The sequence below is a fragment of the Cognatiyoonia sp. IB215446 genome, assembly GCF_033963825.1.
GTDB lineage: Bacteria > Pseudomonadota > Alphaproteobacteria > Rhodobacterales > Rhodobacteraceae > Yoonia.
Window position 1 is genome coordinate 19,829 of record NZ_JAXBMD010000003.1, and the last position, 21,451, is coordinate 41,279.

The window sequence follows — 21,451 nt, forward strand, 5'->3', positions numbered from 1 at the left end:
TCGCCCCGCCCACCATCCCGTGGGCTTGGAACTGATAGGAGGGCCTCATGAGTCCCAAGGATAATGTGCCTGATCTCAAGGAGTTAGATGGTGAGGGGTCGGTCCAAGTTCACCAGCCGGAGGACGCGCGGATTGAAGGCGCGAAGGTGTTTTCGGTCTATGGCAAGGGCGGGATCGGGAAGTCGACGACCTCTTCGAACCTGTCGGCGGCGTTTTCGATGCTCGGTAAACGTGTATTGCAGATTGGATGTGACCCGAAGCATGACTCGACCTTTACACTGACAGGCAGCCTTGTTCCAACGGTGATCGACATCCTGAAGGAGGTCGATTTCCATGCGGAGGAGTTGCGGCCCGAAGACTTTATCTTTGAAGGCTTCAATGGGGTGAAATGTGTGGAGGCTGGGGGGCCACCTGCGGGCACCGGTTGTGGGGGTTATGTCGTTGGCCAGACAGTAAAATTGCTGAAGCAGCATCACCTGCTGGAAGACACGGATGTGGTCATTTTTGACGTGCTGGGCGATGTCGTTTGCGGGGGTTTTGCAGCGCCCTTGCAGCATGCGGATCGGGCGTTGATTGTCACGGCAAATGACTTTGACTCCATCTATGCGATGAACCGGATTATTGCCGCCGTTCAAGCGAAGTCAAACAACTATAAGGTGCGGCTCGCGGGTTGTGTGGCCAATCGCAGCCGGGAGACGGATGAGGTGGATCGGTATTGCGAAACTGTGGGGTTCAACCGCATCGCGCATATGCCGGATCTGGATGCGATCCGGCGTAGCCGTTTGAAAAAGAAAACTCTTTTCGAGATGCCGGATGACGAGGAGATCGTGCAGGTCCGCAAGGAATACATTCGGCTTGCGGAGACGTTGTGGAACGGGACGGAGCCGCTGGCGCCTGCGCCGCTGCCGGATCGTGAGATCTTTGAACTCTTGGGGTTTGACTGATGCAGAACCCGTACAGAACCCGTACAGAACCTGTACGTACGGATATATGTCGTCCTGACATGGAGGCCCCGGATCAGGTCCGGGGCTGCGGTGGGCGTGGATGACCGATTACGCCGCCACACGTGACCGGGTCGAGCACTATTTCGACCGCACCGCGACCAAGGTTTGGGAGCGGCTGACGTCGGACGCGCCTGTTTCGGGTGTGCGGGCGACGGTGCGTGCGGGGCGGGACCGGATGCGTGAGTTGATGCTGGCGCAATTGCCGAATGATCTGCAGGGCGCACGTATTCTGGATGCGGGTTGCGGCACAGGCGCGATGGCGGTGGAACTCGCTCAGCGTGGGGCCGATGTGGTGGCGGTTGATATCTCGCCTGCCTTGGTGGAGATCGCACAAACGCGGATGCCTGAGAACCTGCCCGGACGCATCTCGTGGGTGGCGGGCGACATGCTAGAGGCGACGGAAGGCGCGTTTGACCACGCGCTCGCCATGGACTCGCTCATTTATTACAGCGCGCCGGATATCGCGACGCTTTTGGCCCGCGCGGCGGAGCGGGTGAGCGGCAAGTTTGTCTTTACCCTGCCACCGCGCACGCCCGCGCTGATGGCGATGTGGCGGGTGGGCAAGCTGTTCCCCCGTGCGGATCGCAGTCCGGTGATGGTGCCGCACACGACAGCGGGGATCGCAAAGGCACTGCGCGACGTTGGCCATGGCGGCAGCCTGACGGAGATCGAGCGGATCAAGTCCGGCTTTTACATCTCCACCGCACATGTGTTTGAGGGGGCAGCCTCATGATCTTCCGCGCCTCTGCCCTCAAGAAGGTCTCGACCACGCTGTTGCCGTTCAGCGACGCGGTGAGTGATGATCTGCCGCTGGGCCAACTCTTGCGTCTGTCGCTGTTCCAGGTGTCGGTGGGGATGGCAGCGGTGATGCTGCTGGGCACGCTGAACCGGGTGATGATTGTGGAACTGGGCATCGGCGCGATGCTGGTGGCGGCGATGATCGCGATCCCGGTGTTGGTGGCTCCTTTTCGGGCGTTGGTGGGGTTCAAATCAGACAATTACAAATCGGCGATTGGCTGGAAGCGCATTCCGTATCTGTGGTTCGGCACGATGTGGCAGTTCGGTGGCTTGGCGATCATGCCGATGGCGCTGCTGGTTTTGTCAGGGGATCGCACGATTGACTGGCCATGGGCCGGGTATGCCGGTGCGGCGCTCGCGTTCCTGATGACCGGGATCGGCATGCATATGACGCAGACGGCGGGCCTCGCGCTGGCGGCTGACCGTGCGACGGAAGAGACGCGGCCCAAGGTCGTGGCACTTCTTTATGTGATGCACCTGATCGGGATGGCGGTTGCGGCGATCATTATTGGAGCGCTGTTGCGTGATTATTCGGCGCTGCGTCTGGTGCAGGTCATCCAAGGGACCGCCGTTGTGACATTGCTTTTGAACCTTGTCGCGCTCTGGCGGCAGGAAAAGGTCCGGCCCATGTCAAAGGCCGAACGTGCGCAGGCGAGCCCCACCTTCCGTGATGCCTGGCGCGACTTGGCAGATGGCGGCGATGCGGGAAGACTGCTCGCCGTCGTGTTCCTGGGCACGATGGCGTTTAACATGCAGGATGTGCTGCTGGAGCCTTATGGGGGTGAAATCCTTGGCCTGTCGGTCTCGGCCACAACGCTGCTTACGGCCATGTGGGCTGGTGGCGCGCTTGTCGGCTTTGGCATCGCCGCGCGCTGGCTCGCCCAGGGGGTCGACCCCTACCGGATGTGCGCGCGCGGTATCCTGACCGGTGTTGCGGCTTTCTGCGCCGTCATCTTTTCGGCGCCCATGGGATCGCCATTCTTGTTCTATATCGGGGCAGCCCTCATCGGCTTTGGCGGCGGGCTCTTCGGAGTTTCCACCCTCACTGCCGCCATGACCATGCCGACGTTAGGTGCCGCCGGGCGCGGCCTTGCCTTAGGCGCATGGGGTGCCGCGCAAGCAACAGGCGCGGGCCTGTCCATCTTTATCGGGGGCACGATCCGTGACCTTGTGAACCACGCCGCTGGGAACGGCATCTTGGGAGAGGCGCTCGCCACGCCTGCCACCGGCTATTCGGTCGTCTACCACACCGAAATTGGCCTTCTTTTCATCACCTTGGTCGTCCTTGGTCCGCTTGTGCGGGTCATGGCCGTGCCAAACAGGGCCTCCGGCAAGCTGGGATTGCCGGATTTCCCGACCTAACCACCGAAAGGAAAAAGACATGGTTGGTGTAGAATTCTTTGGAAACTTCGATCTGGCGAGCGCGGCGATCTGGCTGTTCTGGATCTTCTTTGCAGGGCTGGTCTACTACCTGCAGACCGAGAATATGCGCGAAGGCTATCCTTTGCGTGACAATGACGACAAGCCGATTGGCACCGAGACCTGGCCGCTGTCGAAGCCCAAAACCTTCAAGCTGCGCGATGGTCGGGGTGAGGTCACCGTGCCATCGCTTGAATACGAAGACAGCAAGATGCGCACGGATCTTGCCCTTGCCCCGTCCAGCGGGTCGGGCGCGCCATGGATCCCCACGGGCGACCCGATGGTCGATGGCGTGGGTCCTGCGTCCTGGACACCGCGCGCGGATCATCCTGAGCTTGACGCGCATGGCCATGTGAAAATCCGCCCAATGTCGACTTTGGCGGACTTCAAGATTTCCGCTGGGCGCGACCCGCGCGGCAAGGCCGTTGTGGGTGGTGATGGCGAGGTCGTGGGCCGCTGCATCGACATGTGGGTGGATGTGCCAGAACAGATGGTGCGTTTCCTGACCGTCGATCTGAACCCCGAAGGGACCGGTAATACTCGCTTGATCCCCATGAACCTGGCCAAGATCGGGACCGACCGTGTGACCGTGCGCTCGCTTTACGCCCATAACTGGGCCGACGTGCCGCGCATCAAAAAGGCGGATGAGGTCACGCTCCTCGAAGAGGAAAAGATCATGGCCTACTACGCCGGCGGCACCATGTACGCCACGCCCGCGCGGTCCGAGACCGTCCTGCCCTAATCCAGTCATCCCGCCCCGGCCAGCCACCGGGGCGGATACCACAGCAGAGGGAACCTGCCGATGAGCCACGATGATTTCAACTTTGAACCCGTCAGGGGATTGCCTGAGGCGCTGCCCGAAGGCGAACATATCCTGTGGCAGGGCGCACCCGATCCGCGCCGCCTTGCGCGCGAAGCTTTGGCGCTGCGTTGGGTGGCGGGTTACTTTGCGTTGCTGACTGTCTGGCGGGTCGGTGTCTCATCAGCGGATGTGCCGTTTGGCATCGCTCTGATGCATGGGCTTCCCTTTGTGGTGTCAGGTATCATCGCCTGCGGCATCCTTTACGGCATCGCTTATGTCCAGGCACGGTCGACCGTCTACACGCTGACTAACAAGCGTGTGGCGATGCGGATCGGCGCGGCCCTTACGATGACGCTGAACCTGCCCTATGTCTGCATCGGCACGGCCAAACTGGACCTGAAATCGTCCGGCCATGGCACGCTGGCCTTTGAGCTTATTGGTGAAACACGCATCTCTTACCTGATGTCCTGGCCCCATGTCCGGCCCTGGTACGTCGCGCGGACCCAGCCCGCGCTGCGCTGCATCCCCGATGCCGAGAATGTCGCCCGGATTTTCGCTGACGCTGCCGAAACACGGATTTCCCAGCCCCGTGTTGAGCGTGTCGAAACCCATGACGGCGATGCCGTCGCAGCGGAGTAGAGCCTATGCCACAGCTTGAACAACAAATGCGCCACCGCGACAAGGAAATGGTCCCCCGGATTCTTGTGCAGGCGATGTTTGCGCTGATGCTCGCCAGCCTTGGCATCGTGGCCTACGCCCAGTGGTTTGACGTGCCCAACCGTGGCGTGCTGGTCGAGGCGCCCATCGTCCAATCGCTCGACATCACGTTCACCGCAGGCGAGCGGGAGCATGTTTACACCGTCACCAATGCGACGGGTGAAGTTCTAGTCACATCGGCTGATGAAAAGGCCGGGTTCATCGGCGTGATGGGCCGCGTCATCGCGCGGGAGCGGCTGGTGAACAACGTGGCAGGCAATCCACCGGTTCAGGTGGTCCGCCGCGACAATGGCAATATCGCGATTATCGATGACAGCACCGACCTGGCGGTCGAGCTGATTGGGTACGGCAAAGACAACGTAGCGGCCTTCGCGCAGCTACTGGATTGAAACCGCGCGAGGCCAGCCACCCCGCGCCTGAAATGTGAAAGGGAACACACATGGGTTTACTGTTTCGAGAAAAGGAAACCGCGCCATGCACGGTGACGATTTCCCATCGCTTTGAAGAGCTTTCCGCACATGTCCGCCTGGACAATGGTGCCGTGATCCATCCCGGCGACACCGTGCAGGTGCAGGGGCCCGAGATCATGGCCGCCTTTGGTGAGATGATCGAGGAGAAGCGCACCGCGATCATTACGCGTGCGTCCAAGCTCGAACAGCTCTGGACCCGCGCGACAGGTGATCTGGAGTTCATGGAGCTTTGCGAATTCTCTTTCAGTGAGGAGGTGATGTCATGAACGTCCAACGCCCCACACATTCCGCCGACGCAAGCACCGTCGAAGACGCGCTGGCCGCAGGCAACTACGATCCCGTCATCGACAGCAAGACCGCGACTGATGTGGCTCTGCAAAACACGCTACTGACCCCGCGCTTCTACACCACCGACTTTGACGAAATGGACGCGATCGATGTCACCCCCGTGCGCGAGGAATGGGACAAGCTGATCGCGGCGATGAAGGCCGACCCCAACAAGGGACATTTCAAGAAGAATGAGGATTGGGACCACATCGATTGGGACGGGATGGAGCCGCGCCTGAAGGCCGAGTTCATCGATTTCCTGATTTCCTCCTGCACGGCTGAGTTTTCGGGCTGCGTCCTTTACAAGGAAATGAAGCGGCGCGGGTCAAACTCTGACATCACAACGCTCTTCCAGCTGATGGCACGGGACGAGGCGCGGCATGCCGGTTTCATCAACGACGCTTTGCGCGAGGCAGGGATCGCGGTGAACCTTGGTTTCCTGACACAGGCCAAGAAATACACTTATTTCCGACCAAAGTTCATCTATTATGCGACATATTTGTCAGAGAAGATCGGTTATGCGCGGTATATCACGATCTACCGCCATCTTGAGAGTAACCCTGAAAAGCGGTTCCATCCGATTTTCAAGTGGTTTTGTGAGTGGTGCAATGACGAGTTCAGCCATGGCGAGGCCTTTGCCTTGCTGATGAAAACAGATCCCAAACTGACCGAAACCTGGGTCAACCGGATGTGGATCAAGTTCTTCCTGACAGCCGTCTTCTCAACCATGTGGGTGCGCGACCATCAGCGGCCCGCCTTCCACGAGGCTTTGGGCGTTGATCCAGCATGGTATGGGCAGGAAGTGTTCCGCAAGACCTCCGAGATTTCGCGACAGGTCTTCCCGATGGTGCTCGACATCGATCACCCCCGCTGGGTGCCGACGTTGAACCGAATGGGCGACGCCAATGCGCAGATTGCCGAAGGCAAAAAACAAGGCGGCGTGGGTGGTTTCCTCAAGCGCATGACGGGGTCTATGAAAGCTGCCGTCGCTTTCATCTCGCTCATGACCATCCCGGTCAAAGGCAACAAAGTGCCCGACAGCCCCAGACTGGAGCCTGCCTACTGATGACCTCCGCCTGGATCGTATCGCTTTTTGCCATTTTCGTCTGGTGGTTCGCCACCGGGGCGATTTTGGTGGCGGTACGCCGGGCGGATCGGATCGGCAACCATCTGAGTGTCGTTATCAGAGCTTTGCCGATCCTGCTATTCGGACTTTGGGCCGCGCAAACATCCCTCGCTGATGTCACAGTGGTGGGGGCCTATCTGGGTTTTGCCGGGGCGCTGGCCATCTGGGCTTGGATCGAACTGGCCTTCCTGACCGGCATCATCACCGGCCCGGTCAGAGAAGACTGCCCGCCAGGGCTGGATGAGCGCGCGCGGTTCTTCCGCGCTTTTGCCACCATTGCCTATCACGAACTGGCCCTTGTTCTGGGCCTTCTGGGGCTCGTCCTGGCCTCAGAAGGTGCGCCGAACCAGATGGCGCTTGTCACCTATCTGATCCTGTTCCTCGCGCGCATCTCGGCCAAGCTGAACCTCTTTTACGGGGTCCCCCGCATCAACACCGAATTTGTGCCAAGCCGTCTGGCGCACTTGAAATCGTATTTCCGCAAAGGCTCCATCACTTGGGCCTTTCCCGCATCGATCACCGTGCTGACCGCCATCACCGTGGTCTGCGCCGAGCGGCTCTGGCACGCACAATCTGACGTGACCATCGTCGGCTTTGCATTACTCACCGCGCTTTCTGCGCTCGCCCTTCTCGAACACTGGCTGATGGTGGTCCCACTGCCTGACGCAAAACTCTGGCGCTGGATGCTCCCTGCGCCCAATACACTGCCCAATAAGGACGGAAGACATGGACTTTGATGCCCTATTCACCCAACAGCTTGATGCGCTGAAAGCGGAAGGCAATTACCGCTATTTTGCCGAACTTGAGCGCAAATGCGGAAAGTTTCCACGGGCCGCAAACCATGACGACGATGGCGTGCGCGATGTCACCGTCTGGTGTTCAAACGACTATCTGGGCATGGGCCAGCACCCCAAGGTGATCGATGCCATGTGCGAGGCGGTCCAGCGGACCGGCACCGGGGCAGGTGGCACGCGCAATATCTCTGGCACCAACCATGATCACCTGCTTCTGGAACGCGAACTGGCCGATCTGCATGGCAAGGAAGCCGCGCTTTTGTTCACCTCCGGCTATGTGTCCAACTGGGCCGCGCTTTCCACGCTTGGGTCACGCCTGAAGGATTGCGTGATCCTGTCCGACGCAGGCAACCACGCCTCCATGATCGAAGGCATCCGGCATTCGAAATGCCAAAAGGTCATCTGGAAACACAACAATGTCCATGACCTTGAGATGAAGCTGCGCGCCCTGCCCAAGGACGTCCCCAAGATCGTCGCGTTTGAAAGCGTCTATTCCATGGATGGCGACATCTGCCCAATGCGCGAGATTGTCGAAGTGGCCGAAAAATACGGCGCCATGACCTATTTGGATGAGGTGCATGCCGTGGGCATGTATGGCCCGCGCGGCGGCGGGATCAGCGAACGCGAAGGGCTGGCCGACCGCATTACGCTGATCGAAGGGACGCTGGGCAAGGCGTTTGGTGTCGTTGGCGGGTATATCACCGGCTCGGCGGCTTTATGTGATTTCATCCGCAGCTTTGCCTCTGGCTTCATCTTCACTACGGCCCTGCCACCAGCCGTCGCCGCCGCGGCCCGCACTTCCATTGCGCATCTCAAGGAATCACAGATGGAGCGTGCCCGCCAACACCGTCAGGTCGCCCGCCTGCGTGCCGCGCTCGACCGTGAAGGCATCCCGCATATGCGCAACGAAAGCCATATCGTGCCGGTCCTCATCAAGGACCCGGTCAAAACCCGGATGCTGGCCGATTATCTGATGCGCGAATGGGATATCTATGTGCAGCCCATCAACTATCCCACCGTTCCAAAGGGGACCGAGAGGCTGCGCTTTACACCGTCACCGCTCCATTCCGATGCGGATATTGATCATCTTGTCAAAGCGTTAAGCGTTTTGTGGAAGCAATGCGCCCTGGCCCACGCGGTGGCTTGATGCCAACCGCACAAACTTTTGGCATCGGGGGTGGACCCGTTTGCCGGATGTATTACATTGCGCTCCGACTGGGGCAACGGTCACAGAACTAGATCGAAGAGGAATACGATCATGAAACGTTTTACAATTGCAGCAGCTCTGGCTGTTCTTTCGGCGCCCGCCTTTGCAGATGGTCACGCGTCCACGCAAGGTGATGTCGCTGCCGGGGAAGAGCAGTTCAACCGCCAATGTGTGGCTTGCCACGTGGTGGCTGACGCATCGGGCGAGGTGCTGGCAGGGCGCAACGCGCGCACGGGCCCCAACCTTTACGGCATCGCCGGGCGCACGCTGGGTGCGGTCGAAGACTTCCGCTATAGTGACGCGATCATCGAACTGGGCGAAGGCGGCACAGCCTGGACCGAGGCGGCGTTTGTTGGCTACGTGCAGGACCCAACTGGCTGGCTGCGCGAAACGCTTGATGACCGCCGCGCACGCGGCAAGATGGCCTATCAGGTCCGCCAAGAAGAGCAGGCCTATGACCTCTTCGCCTATCTGGCGACCTTCGCTGACGAAGGCTCCTAAGCCCTAGCGACAGAAACCAAACATGGCCGCGCGCAGCAATGCCTGCGGCCTTTTTATTGGTGCGTCTGGATTGCAGCGGTCACAGCCGCCCCAATTTCGGCGATGGCATCCAGACGCCCAACCCAATTGGTCGGGCTTTCGGCGATGTAGATCGCGACAAAGTACGGATCATCCTCTGGCGGCGTAATCATCGCCACAATGCTGCGCGAGCCATGGCGCGCCGCCCCGGATTTATCCGAAATCTCCCAACCGTCAGGAAGGCTTGGCCGGATCATACCACTCGTGGCCCATCCATCCGCCATCCATGACGCAAGCATATGCCGTGACGCGGGGCTTAGGACCTCACCGCGAAAAAGCACCTCCCACGTCGTGATCATCGCGGCGGGCGTCGTCGTGTCACGCGGATCACCGGGCGTGAAGTTGTTCATGTCCGGCTCCAACCGGTCCAAGCGCGACACGGTATCGCCAATCCCACGCAGATAACCTGTCACCGCCGCTGTTCCGCCAAGACGGTCGATCAACAGGTTTGCCGCCGTGTTGTCGCTCTTGTCCAGCGTGGCATAGCACAGCTCTGCCATGGTCATGTCCTGACCAGCTTTCTCACGGGTGACAGGCGCATGAGACAGCAGTGCCTCGGCATCGATCCGAACCGTCTCATCCAGAGCAAGTGTCTGTCGGTCAACGCGGCCCAGAACTGTAGCACAAAGCAAGGATTTAAACGTGCTGTTCATCGGAAACCGTTCATCAGCACGGTAGCGCCAGCCCCAATCTGACGCACTGTCACTGACGGCGACACCAATCCGTCCACCAATGCGGCTTTCGACCTGCGTTAACGTTTCCAGAAGTGCTGCGGATCTGTCGTCGGCAAACGTGCCCGTGCCCACGGCCATGCTGCACAGCACCCACAGCGCCATGGATTTCAACCCTGTCATGATATGCCTCGATGTGTTCTGGCGCGCAGCGGCAACTAACGCATCAACTGGTTCACCAACATGCTGCAACGCATGTTTCTTGTTTTTTGTCGTGGGAAAGACTTGTCAGGATAATGCGAGGGCCGCAATGGATTCCGCATCTTCCTCATGCGCCAAATGTCCCAGATCGGGCAGTTTGCTCAGCCGTCCGTTGGGCAGTTGCGCCACTGCATCCTCGCTCACTTCCGGCGGCACGGCCATGTCGCGCGCGCCCGTGATCAGGTGTACCGGGGTGTCGATACGGCTCAACCGCGCCAGAAGCCCGTCCAGCGACCATTGCGCCATCATTGAAAGCGTCGCGTCCACATGTCCGCGATCCGTCGCGAGACGGTAGTAAAGCTCCAACCCCTCTTGATCGAGCGTCGAACCGGTCCCGCTGATCAGGCTGCGCACGCTGCTGCGTGTGGTCGTGCTCGCAAAAAAGCTGGCGCTGAAAGGTGAGATCGCCAATGCCTTGGCCATCATCGGAAACAGCCAGCCCGCCACCCCTTTGAAATTGCCCAGCGCGGCATTGATCCCGACGATCCCTTCAGCGGGACGCAGGCCCAGTTCCCAGAGGCGCAATGCGATGGCGACACCGGCGGAATGGCCGATGATCAGCGTGGGCCGCCAGCCTTCGTGGCGAATGAGGCTCAGAAGGTCCTGCGCCATATGATCCAGCCCGCAGCGCTGTTGCGCGCCAAGCTGCGTGAAACCCTGACCCGGCAGGTCGACGGCGACCACATGATATTGCTTGGTCAGTTGCGGAAAGAGGTTGCGGAAACTCTGCGTCGCCCCGCCCGCGCCGTGGATGAGCAGAATGGTGTCGCCGACCCCATGTTCCTGCACGTGCCATTTATGCGGGCGATGCAGGATCTGGCGCGAATACTCCGCCAGCGGCCAGTCTTCGGCGTCATCGGGCCAGCGCATGGCCTAATCGCCCAGCGCGGTCGCGACAGATTGCGACAGTCGCGCCGCGTCGGCGCGGGGCAGGGGCAAATAGGCCGCATCCAGCGTTTGCGCGAGATTGCGAAGTACGGGTTCGGGGCGGTTGCCGGTGTCGATCACAATGGCGTCGATGCCTTGCGCCCGCACGATCCGGGCCATCTGTTGGGCGTCCGTGGCCGCCTGTTTGCGATTGGCGCTGCCGTCGAGCGCGATATTCGCGCGCCCATCCGTCAGAATGCCAATCGTTGGCGTCAGGCCTTTGTGCCCGGCCTGCATCGCCTGATCCAGCGCAGTGCGCAATCCGGCAGCCAATGGCGTGCCACCACCACCGGGGAGACCCGCGAGGCGACGCTTGGTTTGCACGAGCGAGCGTGTGGGTGGCAGCATCAGCTCCGCCTCTGTCCCGCGAAACGACACCAAAGCCACATGATCGCGGCGGGCATAGGCCTGCGCGAGGAGGAGTTCGACGGCCCCTTTCGCCTCGGCCAGACGCGCCAAAGCGGCAGAGCCGGAGGCGTCGACGGTGAAGATCAAGAGCCGGTCGGATTTCTCTTCATACCGTTTGATGCGAAAATCGCCGGGCCGGATATGAAGGCCACCGCGCCCGGTCGTATTGCGCCTGATGGTCTGCCAGGGTGCGGCGGCGCGGAGCGTGCCGATCAGATCAATCCGCGCCCCATCGCTAAGGCGTCCGGGGCGTGACGGCAGCGGCCTGCCGCGCCGATTGCCCTTGCGCGCAGCACCTGAGCCACTGCCACGTCCGGCGCGCGCCTTTTGGGCCGCGAGACGGTCCAGAAGGTTATCAGGCAGAAGCGCGCGCACGGCATCAAGGAGCAGTTCGTCGGGGATCTTGAGGGGGTTTTCCGCGCTCGGTTCCTTGGATTGCTCTGGCGGCGGTGCCTCAGGTTCCTCCGGCGCGGGGATGCGCGTGGCGCGGTGGGCAAGCGTGAGGGCGCAGGCGATTTCGATATCGTCTGCAGTGATGTCGGTGCGGTTGTTGAGCATCGCGTGGGCCTTGGCGGCGCGCAGGGCGAAAAGTGGGGCGCGGAGGCTGTCGATACCGAGTTGGGCGGCGATTTGCGTGATTTGTTCAACTGTCTCTGGCGAAACACAGGGTAGTCCCCGACCGCGGGTGGGGGTGAAGCCCCCGCCCGTCATGCCAGAGGCATGCCGTTTATCATCGGCGCACCTTTGGTGCGACGGGGCGGTCGGGGGCTGCCCGGCGATGCCGGGCGAAAGAGGGCTTACATCGCGCAACGAGACATCGGACAGATCGACATGAAACGCCAAACGTTCGGAAATTTTCGGGTCAACGGCCTCATCCGGCTCCGCCCCCTCGTCCAATGCAATCAGCGTATGCCCCGCATGTCGGTCCAGCGTGATCGCGAGATGCGCGGCCAGCCGCACAGGCGCGCGCTCCGCCATGGTCAGGATCAAGGGCCCCGGTTCGGCGAGCAACCCTGCATTCTGCACCAGATGCCCGGCACTTAGCGTGGCCGACAGATCAAGTCCGCCCAACAGCGCCTCATCCCCCATCGCCGGGTGGATCTTGCGCGCTGCTGGATCGACGCGCTGCAATAGCTGGTCCCGCACTGGACCAGATCGGGCACGGATCGTGATGCCGCCCAATCCCGGGTCAATGGCCAGCAATTTCAGTGCCAGCGTGGCCCGGTGCCAGCTATCCAAGAACTTCGTCCACGGTCCGCGCGACGCGGGTGCCGCTGCCGGCCTCATCCAGCGGATCACGCCGCAACCGGTGGCGCAGGGCCATGGGGGCCACCGCGCGGATATGCTTGCGGGTCAGCGCGGTATCGTCGCGCCAGGCCGCATAGGCGCGCGCGGCTTTGAGCAGCGTCAGCTCGCCGCGCAGCCCGTCCGAACCAAGGGCGAGGCAAAGCGCGGCCACGTCCTGCAAAACCTTGTCGGAGGTCTTCAAAGCACTCAGCGCCTTGCGCGCGGTCAGAATGCGATCACGGATCGCGGCGTCTTCGGCCTGCCAGCGCAGCATGAAGGCGGCATTGTCGTTTTCGAAGGCATCACGGCGTTTGATCACTTCGACCCGCTCGGTGATGTCGGTGGGAGAGGCGACCTCAACCGACAACCCGAACCGGTCGAGCAGCTGGGGGCGTAACTCGCCTTCTTCGGGGTTGCCGGATCCCACGAGCACGAAGCGCGCGGGATGACGGATCGAGAGGCCCTCACGTTCCACCACGTTCTCGCCGGATTGGGCGACGTCGAGCAGGAGGTCGACGATGTGATCCTCCAGCAAGTTCACTTCATCAATGTAAAGGTACCCCCGGTTCGCCTTCGCCAGCAGCCCGGGCTGAAACGCCTTTTCGCCCTTGGTCAGCGCCTTTTCGATGTCGAGCGCGCCGGTTACCCGGTCCTCGGTCGCGCCAAGCGGCAGGTCGACCACCGGGGTTGGCATCTCATGCGTGCGCTTGGTTTTCAGCTCGGCCCATGACGGGACCTCTGCCGCCTTCGCGCTGTTCACCGGGCAGCCTTTGACCGCCTTGATCGGCGGCAAAAGCGCGGCGAGCGCCCGCACGGCAGTGGATTTGCCGGTGCCCCGGTCGCCGAAAACCAACACGCCGCCGATGCTCGCATCGATGGCCGTCAGGATCATCGCGCGCTTCATTTCGTCCTGCCCGACGATGGCGGAGAAGGGGAAGGGGGTCATGCGGCCTCCAGTTTTTTCAGGGGGGAGCTGCCGTTCCATGTGCCCCGGTCGGAATGGACGGCGAAGCGGGCATAAAGCTCTTCACGAAACCAGCCTTCGTCGCGGACGGCGCGGATGGCCTCGGCATGGGGGCCGGTGCGGGCGAAGGCGGCCATGGCTTTTTCTGATGGCCAGATCGAAAAAGTGACCTGATGCAGCATCGGCACCTCGCCTATGCCGATCTTGAAGGCGACATTCGGGTCGGTGCCGATCATCGCCGAGATATTGGGCACCCGCCCCCAGAACCGGGTCAGGATACGCGGCTTGATCGTCGCCCGTGTCAGCGCGGCAAGCGGCCCGGTCGTTTCTGGCGTTGAGACCTCAAATGGCGCCTGCCCCGACCATTGCCCGCGCGCGGTTTGGGTGGTGAGGAACACGGTCCAATTCTCAGCCGCCCGCCGGGTGTAACGCGCAAAAATACCCTCTTGCGTCCGTGCCTGGGCGGTTGCCGCATCGGGCCATGTGGCCAGGATCGCATAGACCCCGGTATTCGGCACCGGCGTGAATCCTTCGCCCGTCCCGGACCCGCAGAGCTTCCAGAACCCGATATCCGGCATCCGCGCCAAGGGCCACCTCGCCCCGCCCATCATCATCAGCGCCCAGGCCCGTCCGGCAAACCCGGAAAAGCGGTAGAACGAAAGGCTGACGATCTGGGTCAAAAGCGCACCTTGGCGAAGAGTGTCAATTAATCCTGACATATCAGACCCGTTTTGGGAAGATGTTGACGTTAGGAATTGTCAACTTGAGTTTACATGTTACTGTGAAGCTATGCTGACACATCCGGATACCGACTCAAACGCTGCAATTGTTATCGGTGCGGGGCTTGGTGGCCTCGCGGCGGCCATGCGGCTTGGGGCTAAAGGCTATGTCGTGACGGTGCTGGATCGGTTGGATCGGGCCGGTGGGCGCGGCTCCTCTGTCAGCCAGGATGGACACCGATTCGACCTTGGGCCGACGATCATCACCGTCCCGCAGGTTTACGAAAGCCTCTGGGCTGCGTGCGGGCGCGATTTTTACCAAGACGTCACACTGCACCCGATGGATCCGTTCTATGAGGTGCGCTGGCCCGATGGCTCAACCTTCACCGCGCGGCAGGATACCGGCGCGATGATGGCCGAGGTCGCGCGGCTCAGCCCCGGTGATGTCAAAGGCTACCAGCAGTTCCTGAAAGACAGCGAGCGGCGCTATGTCGTGGGCTTCGAAGGCATGGTCGCCAAGCCCATGCACCGGCTGTGGGAGACGTTGAAGGTCCTGCCCACTTTCGCGATGCTGCGTGCAGATCAATCGATCCTCGGCCTTGCCAAGCGCCGGGTGAAAGACCCGCGCCTGCGCATGGCGCTTTCTTTCCATCCGCTCTTTATCGGCGGGGACCCGATGCACGTAACCTCGATGTACGCGCTGGTCGCGTATCTGGAGAAGGAGTTCGGCGTGCATTACGCGATGGGCGGCGTGCAGGCGATTGCCGATGCGATGGTGCGAGTCATTCGCAGTCAGGGTGGACAGGTGCGGTTTGGCGCCGAGGTGGATGAAATCCTCGTCGAGGCTGAGGCCACCCGCGGCGTGCGTTTGAAAGATGGTCAGGTCCTGCAGGCCCCGCTTGTCGTCAGCAACGCGGATGCGGGGCATACCTACAGGCATCTCATGCGGCGCAAGCCGCGCAAACGCTGGACCGACCGCAAGCTTCGCTCGCGTCGTTGGTCCATGGGCCTTTTCGTCTGGTATTTCGGCACGAAGGGCACCGCGGATCGCTGGCCTGATGTTGGGCACCACACGATCACCAACGCCCCGCGTTATGAGGGGCTGCTGAAGGATATCTTTATCAAAGGCAAGCTCGCCAACGACATGAGCCTTTACATCCACCGGCCCAGCAAGACCGATCCTAGTGTAGCTCCGGACGGGGATGACACGTTTTATGTCCTGTCCCCCGTGCCGCATCTGGGCTTTGATAATCCGGTCGATTGGACGGCAGAGACCGCCCGCTACAAGGCCAAGGTGCAGGCCGAGGTCAACAAGTACCTGCCCGGATTTGCTGATCACATCACCACCGAAATGACCCTGACGCCTGAGGATTTCCGCGACCGGTATCTCTCACCCTATGGCTGCGGCTTTTCGATTGAGCCGCGCATCCTGCAATCCGCCTGGTTCCGCCCGCATAATGTCAGCGAAGAGGCGAAGGGCCTCTACCTGGTCGGCGCGGGCACCCATCCCGGCGCGGGCGTGCCGGGGGTGATTTCGAGCGCGGAGGTGCTGAGCAAACTGGTGCCAGACGCGCCCGCCCAACCTGAATTGAAGATGGCCGCTGAATGATTGACCACAAAGACCTGGACCATTGTCGCGAGGCGATCCGCCACGGGTCGCTGTCGTTTCATGCGGCCTCGAAGCTGTTGCCAGCCTCCGTGCGTGATCCGGCGCTGGCGCTTTATGCGTTCTGCCGCTTGGCCGATGATGAGGTGGATGAGGGTGATTATGAGGCCGGCGCCGTTTTCCGCCTGCAAGAGCGGTTGGAACTAGCCTATGCGGGCAAGCCAAAGAATGCCGCCGAAGACCGTGCCTTTGCCGCGATTGTCGCGGATTTCGAGATGCCACGCGCCTTGCCGGAGGCGTTGCTGGAAGGTCTCGCCTGGGACGCCGCCGAAAAACGCTATGAAACGCTGAGCGGTGTGCGGGATTATTCCGCCCGTGTAGCCGCAGCCGTAGGCGCGATGATGTGCGTCCTGATGCGCGTCCGCGATCCGGATGCCCTGGCCCGCGCATGCGATCTGGGCGTGGCGATGCAACTCACCAACATCGCCCGCGATGTGGGCGAGGATGCGCGGATGGGCCGGATCTATCTGCCGCTCGATTGGCTGCACGAAGCCGGGATCGACCCGGTGAACTTCCTGCGTGAGCCACTGCCCACCGATGACGTGCGCAAGCTGGTCAAGCGGCTATTGCACGAGGCGGATCGCTTGTATCGCCGCTCCGAGGCAGGGATCGACGTGCTGCCCCTGCAGGCACGCACGGGCATCTGGGCGGCACGGCTGATTTATGCGGGGATCGGCAAACAGCTCAAGCGGCAGGGTTATGACAGTATTTCGATGCGGGCCCATACCTCGACCACGCAAAAGCTGGGTTGGCTTGCACAATCGGCGGCCCGCACAGGCCTTTCGCTGATCATGCCCAGATCGGCGGTGATTTACGCGCAACCTTTGGACGAGGTGGCGTTTCTCGTAAATGCGGCCAGTCAGGGTCGGGTCGATGCCGGGCGCTCCGCCTCGGTCCTTGATATCCTGGCCGAACTGAAGGCGCGCGAGCGCAGCATTGGAACTGACCGCCCAATGGCCTAAGTCAGGCCCATGGATATCTGGCTTTTCCTGATCTTTCTGACCGCCTGTTTCGGGGCAGGCGCGACCGGTGCCGTCTTTCCGCCTGGGGAGTGGTATGAGAAGCTGAACAAGCCCTCATGGGTCCCACCCAACTGGCTGTTCCCCGTGGCGTGGACAACGATCTACCTCCTGATGTCCTTCGCCGCCGCCCGCGTTGCGGTGCTGGACGGCAACGCTTATGCGATGGCGTTCTGGGCCACGCAAATCGCGTTCAATGCACTCTGGACGCCCGTCTTCTTCGGTCTCCGGCGGATGAAAGGGGCGTTACCGGTCATCGCGATGCTATGGCTATCCGTGCTCGGTTGCACGGTGACGCATTGGCAGTTGGATTTCTGGGCCGGGTTGGCCTTTGTGCCGTATCTGGCATGGGTCACAGTCGCGGGAGTGCTGAACCTTGCGATGGTGCGTTTGAACCCGGATGTGCCACCGTTGGAGGCGGGGAAGGCTTGAATTTATTGCGACTTGATGCCACCTAAATTGAGATAACTTAATGATTTTTGAAATTGGGCAACCTGAGCATGGCTGGGTGAATCTCACAATTGGTGATGGTGATTTTCGCTTGGAAGCAGATGTATCCGATGTGCCAAGCGACTTCATCAACGAAGCGATTGATGCTTTATTGAGGCTCCTGACGATTGGCGGTCCGCAGACCGTCAGCCTGAGTTTGGAGCCGGGCTACCATACTTTGTTACTAAACCAAGAAGCCGACGTTTTCTCGCTTTCTGTAACAACTCAAGGCGCTTCGGCGGACGGCCTGCCTCACGAGATTGAAGGGAGCTTTAAAGAGGTGGTTTTGCCAATTTTTCGAGCGATTAAAGGCTTTCAATCCAGAGACGTAGAAGAAATGCATTGGCCGCAAATCGAAAGCACTGCACTTGCATCGCTGGTTGAAGTGATCGAAGTCAAAAAAGCAGACCTTTTAAGCAGAGCAATCTGATCCGACCTGACCTCTTGCACCTCCCCCAAAACGGTGAAACCATTGGGGATGGAACTCCAATTCAAATCATGGGCTGAGTCGGCCCCCCGTTTGGTCACTGTGGCTGCGGGGCGGGAGGCGGCTGATCTGGTTGTTCGCGGCTGCAAGCTGGTGAATGTCCAATCCCGCGAAATCCTCAATTGGCAGGTGGCTGTTGCGGATGGGCGCTTTGCCTATGTTGGGCCGGATGCTGCGCATTGCATTGGCCCCCAGACGCGGGTGATTGAGGCCGATGGCCGCTATCTGATCCCCGGTCTGTGTGACGGGCATATGCATATCGAAAGCGGCATGCTGACCCCGGCTGAGTTCGCCGCCGCCGTCATCCCCCATGGCACCACGACCATGTTTACCGACCCGCATGAGATCGCCAATGTGATGGGCCTCAAAGGCGTGCGGATGATGCATGATGAGGCGCTGATGCAACCCATCAACATCTACACGCAGATGCCCTCCTGCGCGCCCTCGGCCCCCGGTTTGGAGACCACAGGGTTCGAGATCAGCGCGGAAGATGTGGCCGAGGCCATGGCCTGGCCCGGCATCATCGGGCTGGGTGAGATGATGAACTTTCCCGGCGTGATCAACGGTGATCCCCAGATGCTGGCCGAGATGGCCGCCACGATGAATGCGGGCAAGACAGTGGGTGGGCATTATGCTTCGCCCGACAAGGGGATTGCATTCAGTGCCTATGTTGCCGGGGGTGCCGCCGACGATCATGAAGGCACCGCCGAGGCTGACGCGATTGCGCGGGTGCGCAATGGGATGCGGTCGATGATGCGGCTGGGCAGCGCGTGGTATGACGTGGAAAGCCAGATCACGGCGGTCACGGAAAAGGGGCTTGACCCGCGCAACTTCATCCTTTGTACCGATGATTGCCATTCGGGGACGTTGGTGAATGACGGGCATATGAACCGGGTGGTGCGGCATGCGATTGACTGTGGCTGCGACCCGTTGATCGCCCTGCAGATGGCGACAATCAATACAGCCACGCATTTCGGGCTGGAGCGGGAACTCGGCTCAATCGCGCCGGGGCGGCGGGCGGATATGATCCTGACCTCTGACCTGACGACACTGCCAATTGAAGAGGTGATCGCGCGCGGCCAGACCGTCGCCCGCGACGGCAAGATAACCGTGGATTGCCCGCATTACGACTGGCCCGTCGCGGCACGGCAAACAGTGCATATGAAGCCGCTCACCGCTACGAACTTTGAAGTCGCCGCCCCTGACGGGGCCAACAAGGTTAAAGCAAAGGTCATCGGCGTCGTCGAAAACCAGGCCCCGACCAAGGCGCTGACCGCCGAACTGCCCGTGGTGGACGGGCTGGTTGAGGGGGAGGGCGACACCTATCAGATCGCCCTTGTCGAGCGGCACCGCGCCACCGGGCAAGTCACAAATGGTTTCGTGTCCGGCTTTGGCTATCAGGGCCGGATGGCCATGGCCTCAACCGTTGCCCATGACAGCCACCACATGATCGTCGTCGGTACGGATCGAGAGATGATGGCCAAAGCCGCCAACCGGCTGGGCGAGGTTGGGGGCGGCGTGGCCGTCTGGAAAGACGGCGCGGAACTGGCGCTGGTCGAATTGCCCATCGCGGGCCTGATGTCCGATAGCCCTGCAGCAGAGGTCGCCGCCAAGGCCGACCGCATGGTCGCGGCGATGGCGGAATGCGGCTGCACGCTCAACAACGCCTATATGCAGCATTCTCTGCTGGCGCTTGTTGTCATCCCGTCGTTGCGCATCTCTGATTTAGGCTTGGTGGACGTGGACAAATTCGAAATCACGGAACTGTTTGAGGAAAACGCATGAATGTCGCGCAGAAAGTTACTGTTCTGAACCCCGATGTTCCCAAGGCCGAGGCCTTTACGGACGCGGCCAAGGCCGTTGCGCGCCTGCAAGAGCTTTATCAGATCGCCGTGCGCTTTCTGTCCGACAATTTCGCCAACGCGCTCAAGAACGGCCAGCCCGAAGCACGGGTGCGCGCCTATTATCCAGAGATCCGTCTGACCACGACCACGTATGCCAAGACCGACACGCGCCTGTCCTTTGGCCATGTGGCCGAGCCTGGGATTTACGCAACCACGATCACGCGGCCCGATCTCTTCGCCGCATATCTGGAGCAACAGATCGCGTTGCTGATCAAAAGCCACGGCGTGCCGGTCATTATCGGTGTGTCAGATACCGAGATGCCCGTGCATTTTGCCGCCGCGAACGATCCGGGTCTGACCGTGCCGCAGGATGGCTCGATGGATTTCAACCTGCGCGACAATTTCGACGTGCCGGACCTGACAACGACCCATGACAACATCGTCAATGGCGAAAGCTTCACCTATCCCGACGGCGCGCGGCCTCTCGCCCCGTTTACAGCCCAGCGCGTTGATTACTCACTGGCCAGACTACAGCACTACACCGCCACAGCGGCCGAGCATTTCCAGAACCACATCCTGTTCACCAACTACCAGTTCTATGTCGAAGAGTTTGAGGCCTATGCGCGCCACATGCTTGCCGATCCCGAAAGCGGCTATACGAGCTTTGTCAGCACCGGAAATGTCGAGATCACCGAGGCCGACGCGCCATTACCGCAACCGGCGAAGATGCCGCAAATGCCGACCTATCACCTCAAGCGCAGGAACGGCGCGGGCATTACGTTGGTGAATATCGGTGTCGGCCCGTCTAATGCGAAGACCGCGACGGACCATATCGCCGTGCTCCGCCCGCATGCCTGGCTGATGGTCGGGCATTGCGCGGGCCTGCGCAATTCGCAGCGGCTGGGGGATTTTGTGCTCGCCCACGCATACCTGCGCGAAGATCACGTGCTGGACGACGACCTGCCGATCTGGGTCCCCATTCCGGCGCTGGCCGAAATCCAGATCGCGCTCGAACGCGCGGTGGCGGATGTGACCGAGCTGGAGGGCTATGAGCTGAAGCGCATAATGCGCACCGGAACTGTCGCCACGATTGACAACCGGAACTGGGAACTCCGCGAACAGGCAGGACCCGTCCAGCGCCTCTCACAATCCCGCGCCATCGCGCTGGATATGGAGAGCGCCACGATTGCCGCCAACGGCTTTCGGTTCCGCGTGCCTTATGGGACGCTCCTTTGCGTCAGCGACAAGCCGCTGCATGGCGAATTGAAGCTGCCCGGTATGGCCTCTGAATTCTATAAAACACAGGTGGCCGCACATCTAATGATCGGGATCAGGGCCATGGAACGGTTGCGCGAAATGCCGCTGGAACGCATACATAGCCGCAAATTGCGTAGTTTTGAGGAAACAGCTTTCCTTTAACGTCGCGAAAACTGCCCAAAAGGCGCGTTTTTCCCTTGTAAACTTGC

General features: G+C 61.0%; 22 protein-coding genes. 17 read left to right on the forward strand and 5 right to left on the reverse strand.

All coding sequences use genetic code 11. From position 1 onward, the window contains the following. Window positions 1-47 precede the first annotated feature (47 nt). The 11 genes from bchL (at window position 48) to SLH49_RS14275 (ending at window position 9,165) form a co-directional block, all read left to right on the forward strand. The gene (gene bchL, locus SLH49_RS14225; protein ID WP_320269825.1) at window positions 48-944 is read left to right on the forward strand and encodes a ferredoxin:protochlorophyllide reductase (ATP-dependent) iron-sulfur ATP-binding protein; all 897 of its coding nucleotides are present in this window, start codon (window positions 48-50) and stop codon (window positions 942-944) included. Between the two features lie 100 nt (window positions 945-1,044). After that, on the forward strand, window positions 1,045-1,737 hold the full coding sequence (gene bchM, locus SLH49_RS14230; RefSeq protein ID WP_320269826.1) for a magnesium protoporphyrin IX methyltransferase: 693 nt from the start codon (window positions 1,045-1,047) through the stop codon (window positions 1,735-1,737). Then, entirely contained in the window at window positions 1,734-3,164 is a 1,431-nt protein-coding gene (locus SLH49_RS14235) for a PucC family protein (protein ID WP_320269827.1), read from the forward strand. Before bchM ends, SLH49_RS14235 begins: the two co-directional genes overlap by 4 nt. Window positions 3,165-3,183: 19 nt before the next feature. Further along, on the forward strand, window positions 3,184-3,963 hold the full coding sequence (gene puhA / locus SLH49_RS14240; protein WP_320269828.1) for a photosynthetic reaction center subunit H: 780 nt from the start codon (window positions 3,184-3,186) through the stop codon (window positions 3,961-3,963). 60 nt (window positions 3,964-4,023) lie between these two features. Next, complete coding sequence (puhB, locus tag SLH49_RS14245; protein ID WP_320269829.1) at window positions 4,024-4,662, forward strand: photosynthetic complex putative assembly protein PuhB; 639 nt, start codon at window positions 4,024-4,026, stop codon at window positions 4,660-4,662. Window positions 4,663-4,667: 5 nt separating this feature from the next. Continuing rightward, window positions 4,668-5,129 (forward strand): photosynthetic complex assembly protein PuhC, encoded by a 462-nt coding sequence (gene puhC / locus SLH49_RS14250; RefSeq protein WP_320269830.1) that lies wholly within the window; start codon window positions 4,668-4,670, stop codon window positions 5,127-5,129. Window positions 5,130-5,179: 50 nt separating this feature from the next. Further along, window positions 5,180-5,476 (forward strand): hypothetical protein, encoded by a 297-nt coding sequence (locus SLH49_RS14255; RefSeq protein WP_320269831.1) that lies wholly within the window; start codon window positions 5,180-5,182, stop codon window positions 5,474-5,476. Next, on the forward strand, window positions 5,473-6,603 hold the full coding sequence (gene acsF, locus SLH49_RS14260; protein WP_320269832.1) for a magnesium-protoporphyrin IX monomethyl ester (oxidative) cyclase: 1,131 nt from the start codon (window positions 5,473-5,475) through the stop codon (window positions 6,601-6,603). The genes SLH49_RS14255 and acsF overlap by 4 nt, the downstream gene beginning before the upstream one ends. Next, a complete protein-coding gene (gene puhE, locus SLH49_RS14265) occupies window positions 6,603-7,400 on the forward strand; it encodes a putative photosynthetic complex assembly protein PuhE (RefSeq protein ID WP_320269833.1) in 798 nt (265 codons plus the stop codon). Before acsF ends, puhE begins: the two co-directional genes overlap by 1 nt. After that, window positions 7,390-8,604, forward strand: coding sequence for a 5-aminolevulinate synthase (gene hemA / locus SLH49_RS14270; RefSeq protein ID WP_320269834.1), 1,215 nt, complete (start codon window positions 7,390-7,392; stop codon window positions 8,602-8,604). The genes puhE and hemA overlap by 11 nt, the downstream gene beginning before the upstream one ends. 111 nt (window positions 8,605-8,715) lie before the next feature. Next, window positions 8,716-9,165, forward strand: a complete 450-nt coding sequence (locus SLH49_RS14275) for a c-type cytochrome (protein WP_320239878.1) — start codon at window positions 8,716-8,718, stop codon at window positions 9,163-9,165. A gap of 53 nt (window positions 9,166-9,218) precedes the next feature. On the opposite strand, the gene bla is transcribed toward SLH49_RS14275, so the two are convergent. The 5 genes from bla to crtA all read right to left on the reverse strand — a co-directional run bounded on the left by bla (window position 9,219) and on the right by crtA (window position 14,480). Then, window positions 9,219-10,097 (reverse strand): class A beta-lactamase, encoded by an 879-nt coding sequence (bla, locus tag SLH49_RS14280; RefSeq protein WP_320269835.1) that lies wholly within the window; start codon window positions 10,095-10,097, stop codon window positions 9,219-9,221. A 105-nt stretch (window positions 10,098-10,202) separates the two neighbouring features. Beyond that, a complete protein-coding gene (bchO, locus tag SLH49_RS14285) occupies window positions 10,203-11,045 on the reverse strand; it encodes an alpha/beta fold hydrolase BchO (protein ID WP_320269836.1) in 843 nt (280 codons plus the stop codon). A 3-nt stretch (window positions 11,046-11,048) separates the two neighbouring features. After that, the gene (locus tag SLH49_RS14290; RefSeq protein WP_413785298.1) at window positions 11,049-12,719 is read right to left on the reverse strand and encodes a magnesium chelatase subunit D; all 1,671 of its coding nucleotides are present in this window, start codon (window positions 12,717-12,719) and stop codon (window positions 11,049-11,051) included. Between the two features lie 22 nt (window positions 12,720-12,741). Beyond that, window positions 12,742-13,743, reverse strand: a complete 1,002-nt coding sequence (bchI, locus tag SLH49_RS14295) for a magnesium chelatase ATPase subunit I (protein WP_320269838.1) — start codon at window positions 13,741-13,743, stop codon at window positions 12,742-12,744. Continuing rightward, window positions 13,740-14,480, reverse strand: a complete 741-nt coding sequence (gene crtA, locus SLH49_RS14300) for a spheroidene monooxygenase (RefSeq protein ID WP_413785297.1) — start codon at window positions 14,478-14,480, stop codon at window positions 13,740-13,742. The genes bchI and crtA overlap by 4 nt, the downstream gene beginning before the upstream one ends. 70 nt (window positions 14,481-14,550) lie before the next feature. Here crtA and SLH49_RS14305 point away from each other — a divergent pair, with 70 nt between their 5' ends. The 6 genes from SLH49_RS14305 to SLH49_RS14330 are packed head-to-tail and all read left to right on the forward strand — an operon-like array spanning window position 14,551 to window position 21,404. Continuing rightward, complete coding sequence (locus SLH49_RS14305) at window positions 14,551-16,089, forward strand: phytoene desaturase (protein WP_320269839.1); 1,539 nt, start codon at window positions 14,551-14,553, stop codon at window positions 16,087-16,089. Continuing rightward, a complete protein-coding gene (gene crtB, locus SLH49_RS14310) occupies window positions 16,086-17,108 on the forward strand; it encodes a 15-cis-phytoene synthase (protein ID WP_320269840.1) in 1,023 nt (340 codons plus the stop codon). Before SLH49_RS14305 ends, crtB begins: the two co-directional genes overlap by 4 nt. A gap of 9 nt (window positions 17,109-17,117) precedes the next feature. After that, complete coding sequence (gene tspO / locus SLH49_RS14315; RefSeq protein WP_320269841.1) at window positions 17,118-17,597, forward strand: tryptophan-rich sensory protein TspO; 480 nt, start codon at window positions 17,118-17,120, stop codon at window positions 17,595-17,597. Between the two features lie 40 nt (window positions 17,598-17,637). Beyond that, on the forward strand, window positions 17,638-18,084 hold the full coding sequence (locus SLH49_RS14320) for a hypothetical protein (protein ID WP_320269842.1): 447 nt from the start codon (window positions 17,638-17,640) through the stop codon (window positions 18,082-18,084). Window positions 18,085-18,132: 48 nt separating this feature from the next. Beyond that, entirely contained in the window at window positions 18,133-19,926 is a 1,794-nt protein-coding gene (gene ade / locus SLH49_RS14325; RefSeq protein ID WP_320269843.1) for an adenine deaminase, read from the forward strand. Next, window positions 19,923-21,404, forward strand: coding sequence for an AMP nucleosidase (locus tag SLH49_RS14330; RefSeq protein WP_320269844.1), 1,482 nt, complete (start codon window positions 19,923-19,925; stop codon window positions 21,402-21,404). The genes ade and SLH49_RS14330 overlap by 4 nt, the downstream gene beginning before the upstream one ends. Window positions 21,405-21,451: the final 47 nt, after the last annotated feature.

What these genes read in the sequence shown, in the direction of transcription:
- bchL (WP_320269825.1), top strand. Translation starts at nt 48, where the DNA reads ATGAGTCCCAAGGATAATGTGCCTGATCTCAAGGAGTTAGATGGTGAG.
- bchM (WP_320269826.1), top strand. Translation starts at nt 1,045, where the DNA reads ATGACCGATTACGCCGCCACACGTGACCGGGTCGAGCACTATTTCGAC.
- SLH49_RS14235 (WP_320269827.1), top strand. Translation starts at nt 1,734, where the DNA reads ATGATCTTCCGCGCCTCTGCCCTCAAGAAGGTCTCGACCACGCTGTTG.
- puhA (WP_320269828.1), top strand. Translation starts at nt 3,184, where the DNA reads ATGGTTGGTGTAGAATTCTTTGGAAACTTCGATCTGGCGAGCGCGGCG.
- puhB (WP_320269829.1), top strand. Translation starts at nt 4,024, where the DNA reads ATGAGCCACGATGATTTCAACTTTGAACCCGTCAGGGGATTGCCTGAG.
- puhC (WP_320269830.1), top strand. Translation starts at nt 4,668, where the DNA reads ATGCCACAGCTTGAACAACAAATGCGCCACCGCGACAAGGAAATGGTC.
- SLH49_RS14255 (WP_320269831.1), top strand. Translation starts at nt 5,180, where the DNA reads ATGGGTTTACTGTTTCGAGAAAAGGAAACCGCGCCATGCACGGTGACG.
- acsF (WP_320269832.1), top strand. Translation starts at nt 5,473, where the DNA reads ATGAACGTCCAACGCCCCACACATTCCGCCGACGCAAGCACCGTCGAA.
- puhE (WP_320269833.1), top strand. Translation starts at nt 6,603, where the DNA reads ATGACCTCCGCCTGGATCGTATCGCTTTTTGCCATTTTCGTCTGGTGG.
- hemA (WP_320269834.1), top strand. Translation starts at nt 7,390, where the DNA reads ATGGACTTTGATGCCCTATTCACCCAACAGCTTGATGCGCTGAAAGCG.
- SLH49_RS14275 (WP_320239878.1), top strand. Translation starts at nt 8,716, where the DNA reads ATGAAACGTTTTACAATTGCAGCAGCTCTGGCTGTTCTTTCGGCGCCC.
- bla (WP_320269835.1), bottom strand. Translation starts at nt 10,097, where the DNA reads ATGACAGGGTTGAAATCCATGGCGCTGTGGGTGCTGTGCAGCATGGCC.
- bchO (WP_320269836.1), bottom strand. Translation starts at nt 11,045, where the DNA reads ATGCGCTGGCCCGATGACGCCGAAGACTGGCCGCTGGCGGAGTATTCG.
- bchI (WP_320269838.1), bottom strand. Translation starts at nt 13,743, where the DNA reads ATGACCCCCTTCCCCTTCTCCGCCATCGTCGGGCAGGACGAAATGAAG.
- crtA (WP_413785297.1), bottom strand. Translation starts at nt 14,480, where the DNA reads ATGTCAGGATTAATTGACACTCTTCGCCAAGGTGCGCTTTTGACCCAG.
- SLH49_RS14305 (WP_320269839.1), top strand. Translation starts at nt 14,551, where the DNA reads ATGCTGACACATCCGGATACCGACTCAAACGCTGCAATTGTTATCGGT.
- crtB (WP_320269840.1), top strand. Translation starts at nt 16,086, where the DNA reads ATGATTGACCACAAAGACCTGGACCATTGTCGCGAGGCGATCCGCCAC.
- tspO (WP_320269841.1), top strand. Translation starts at nt 17,118, where the DNA reads ATGGATATCTGGCTTTTCCTGATCTTTCTGACCGCCTGTTTCGGGGCA.
- SLH49_RS14320 (WP_320269842.1), top strand. Translation starts at nt 17,638, where the DNA reads ATGATTTTTGAAATTGGGCAACCTGAGCATGGCTGGGTGAATCTCACA.
- ade (WP_320269843.1), top strand. Translation starts at nt 18,133, where the DNA reads ATGGAACTCCAATTCAAATCATGGGCTGAGTCGGCCCCCCGTTTGGTC.
- SLH49_RS14330 (WP_320269844.1), top strand. Translation starts at nt 19,923, where the DNA reads ATGAATGTCGCGCAGAAAGTTACTGTTCTGAACCCCGATGTTCCCAAG.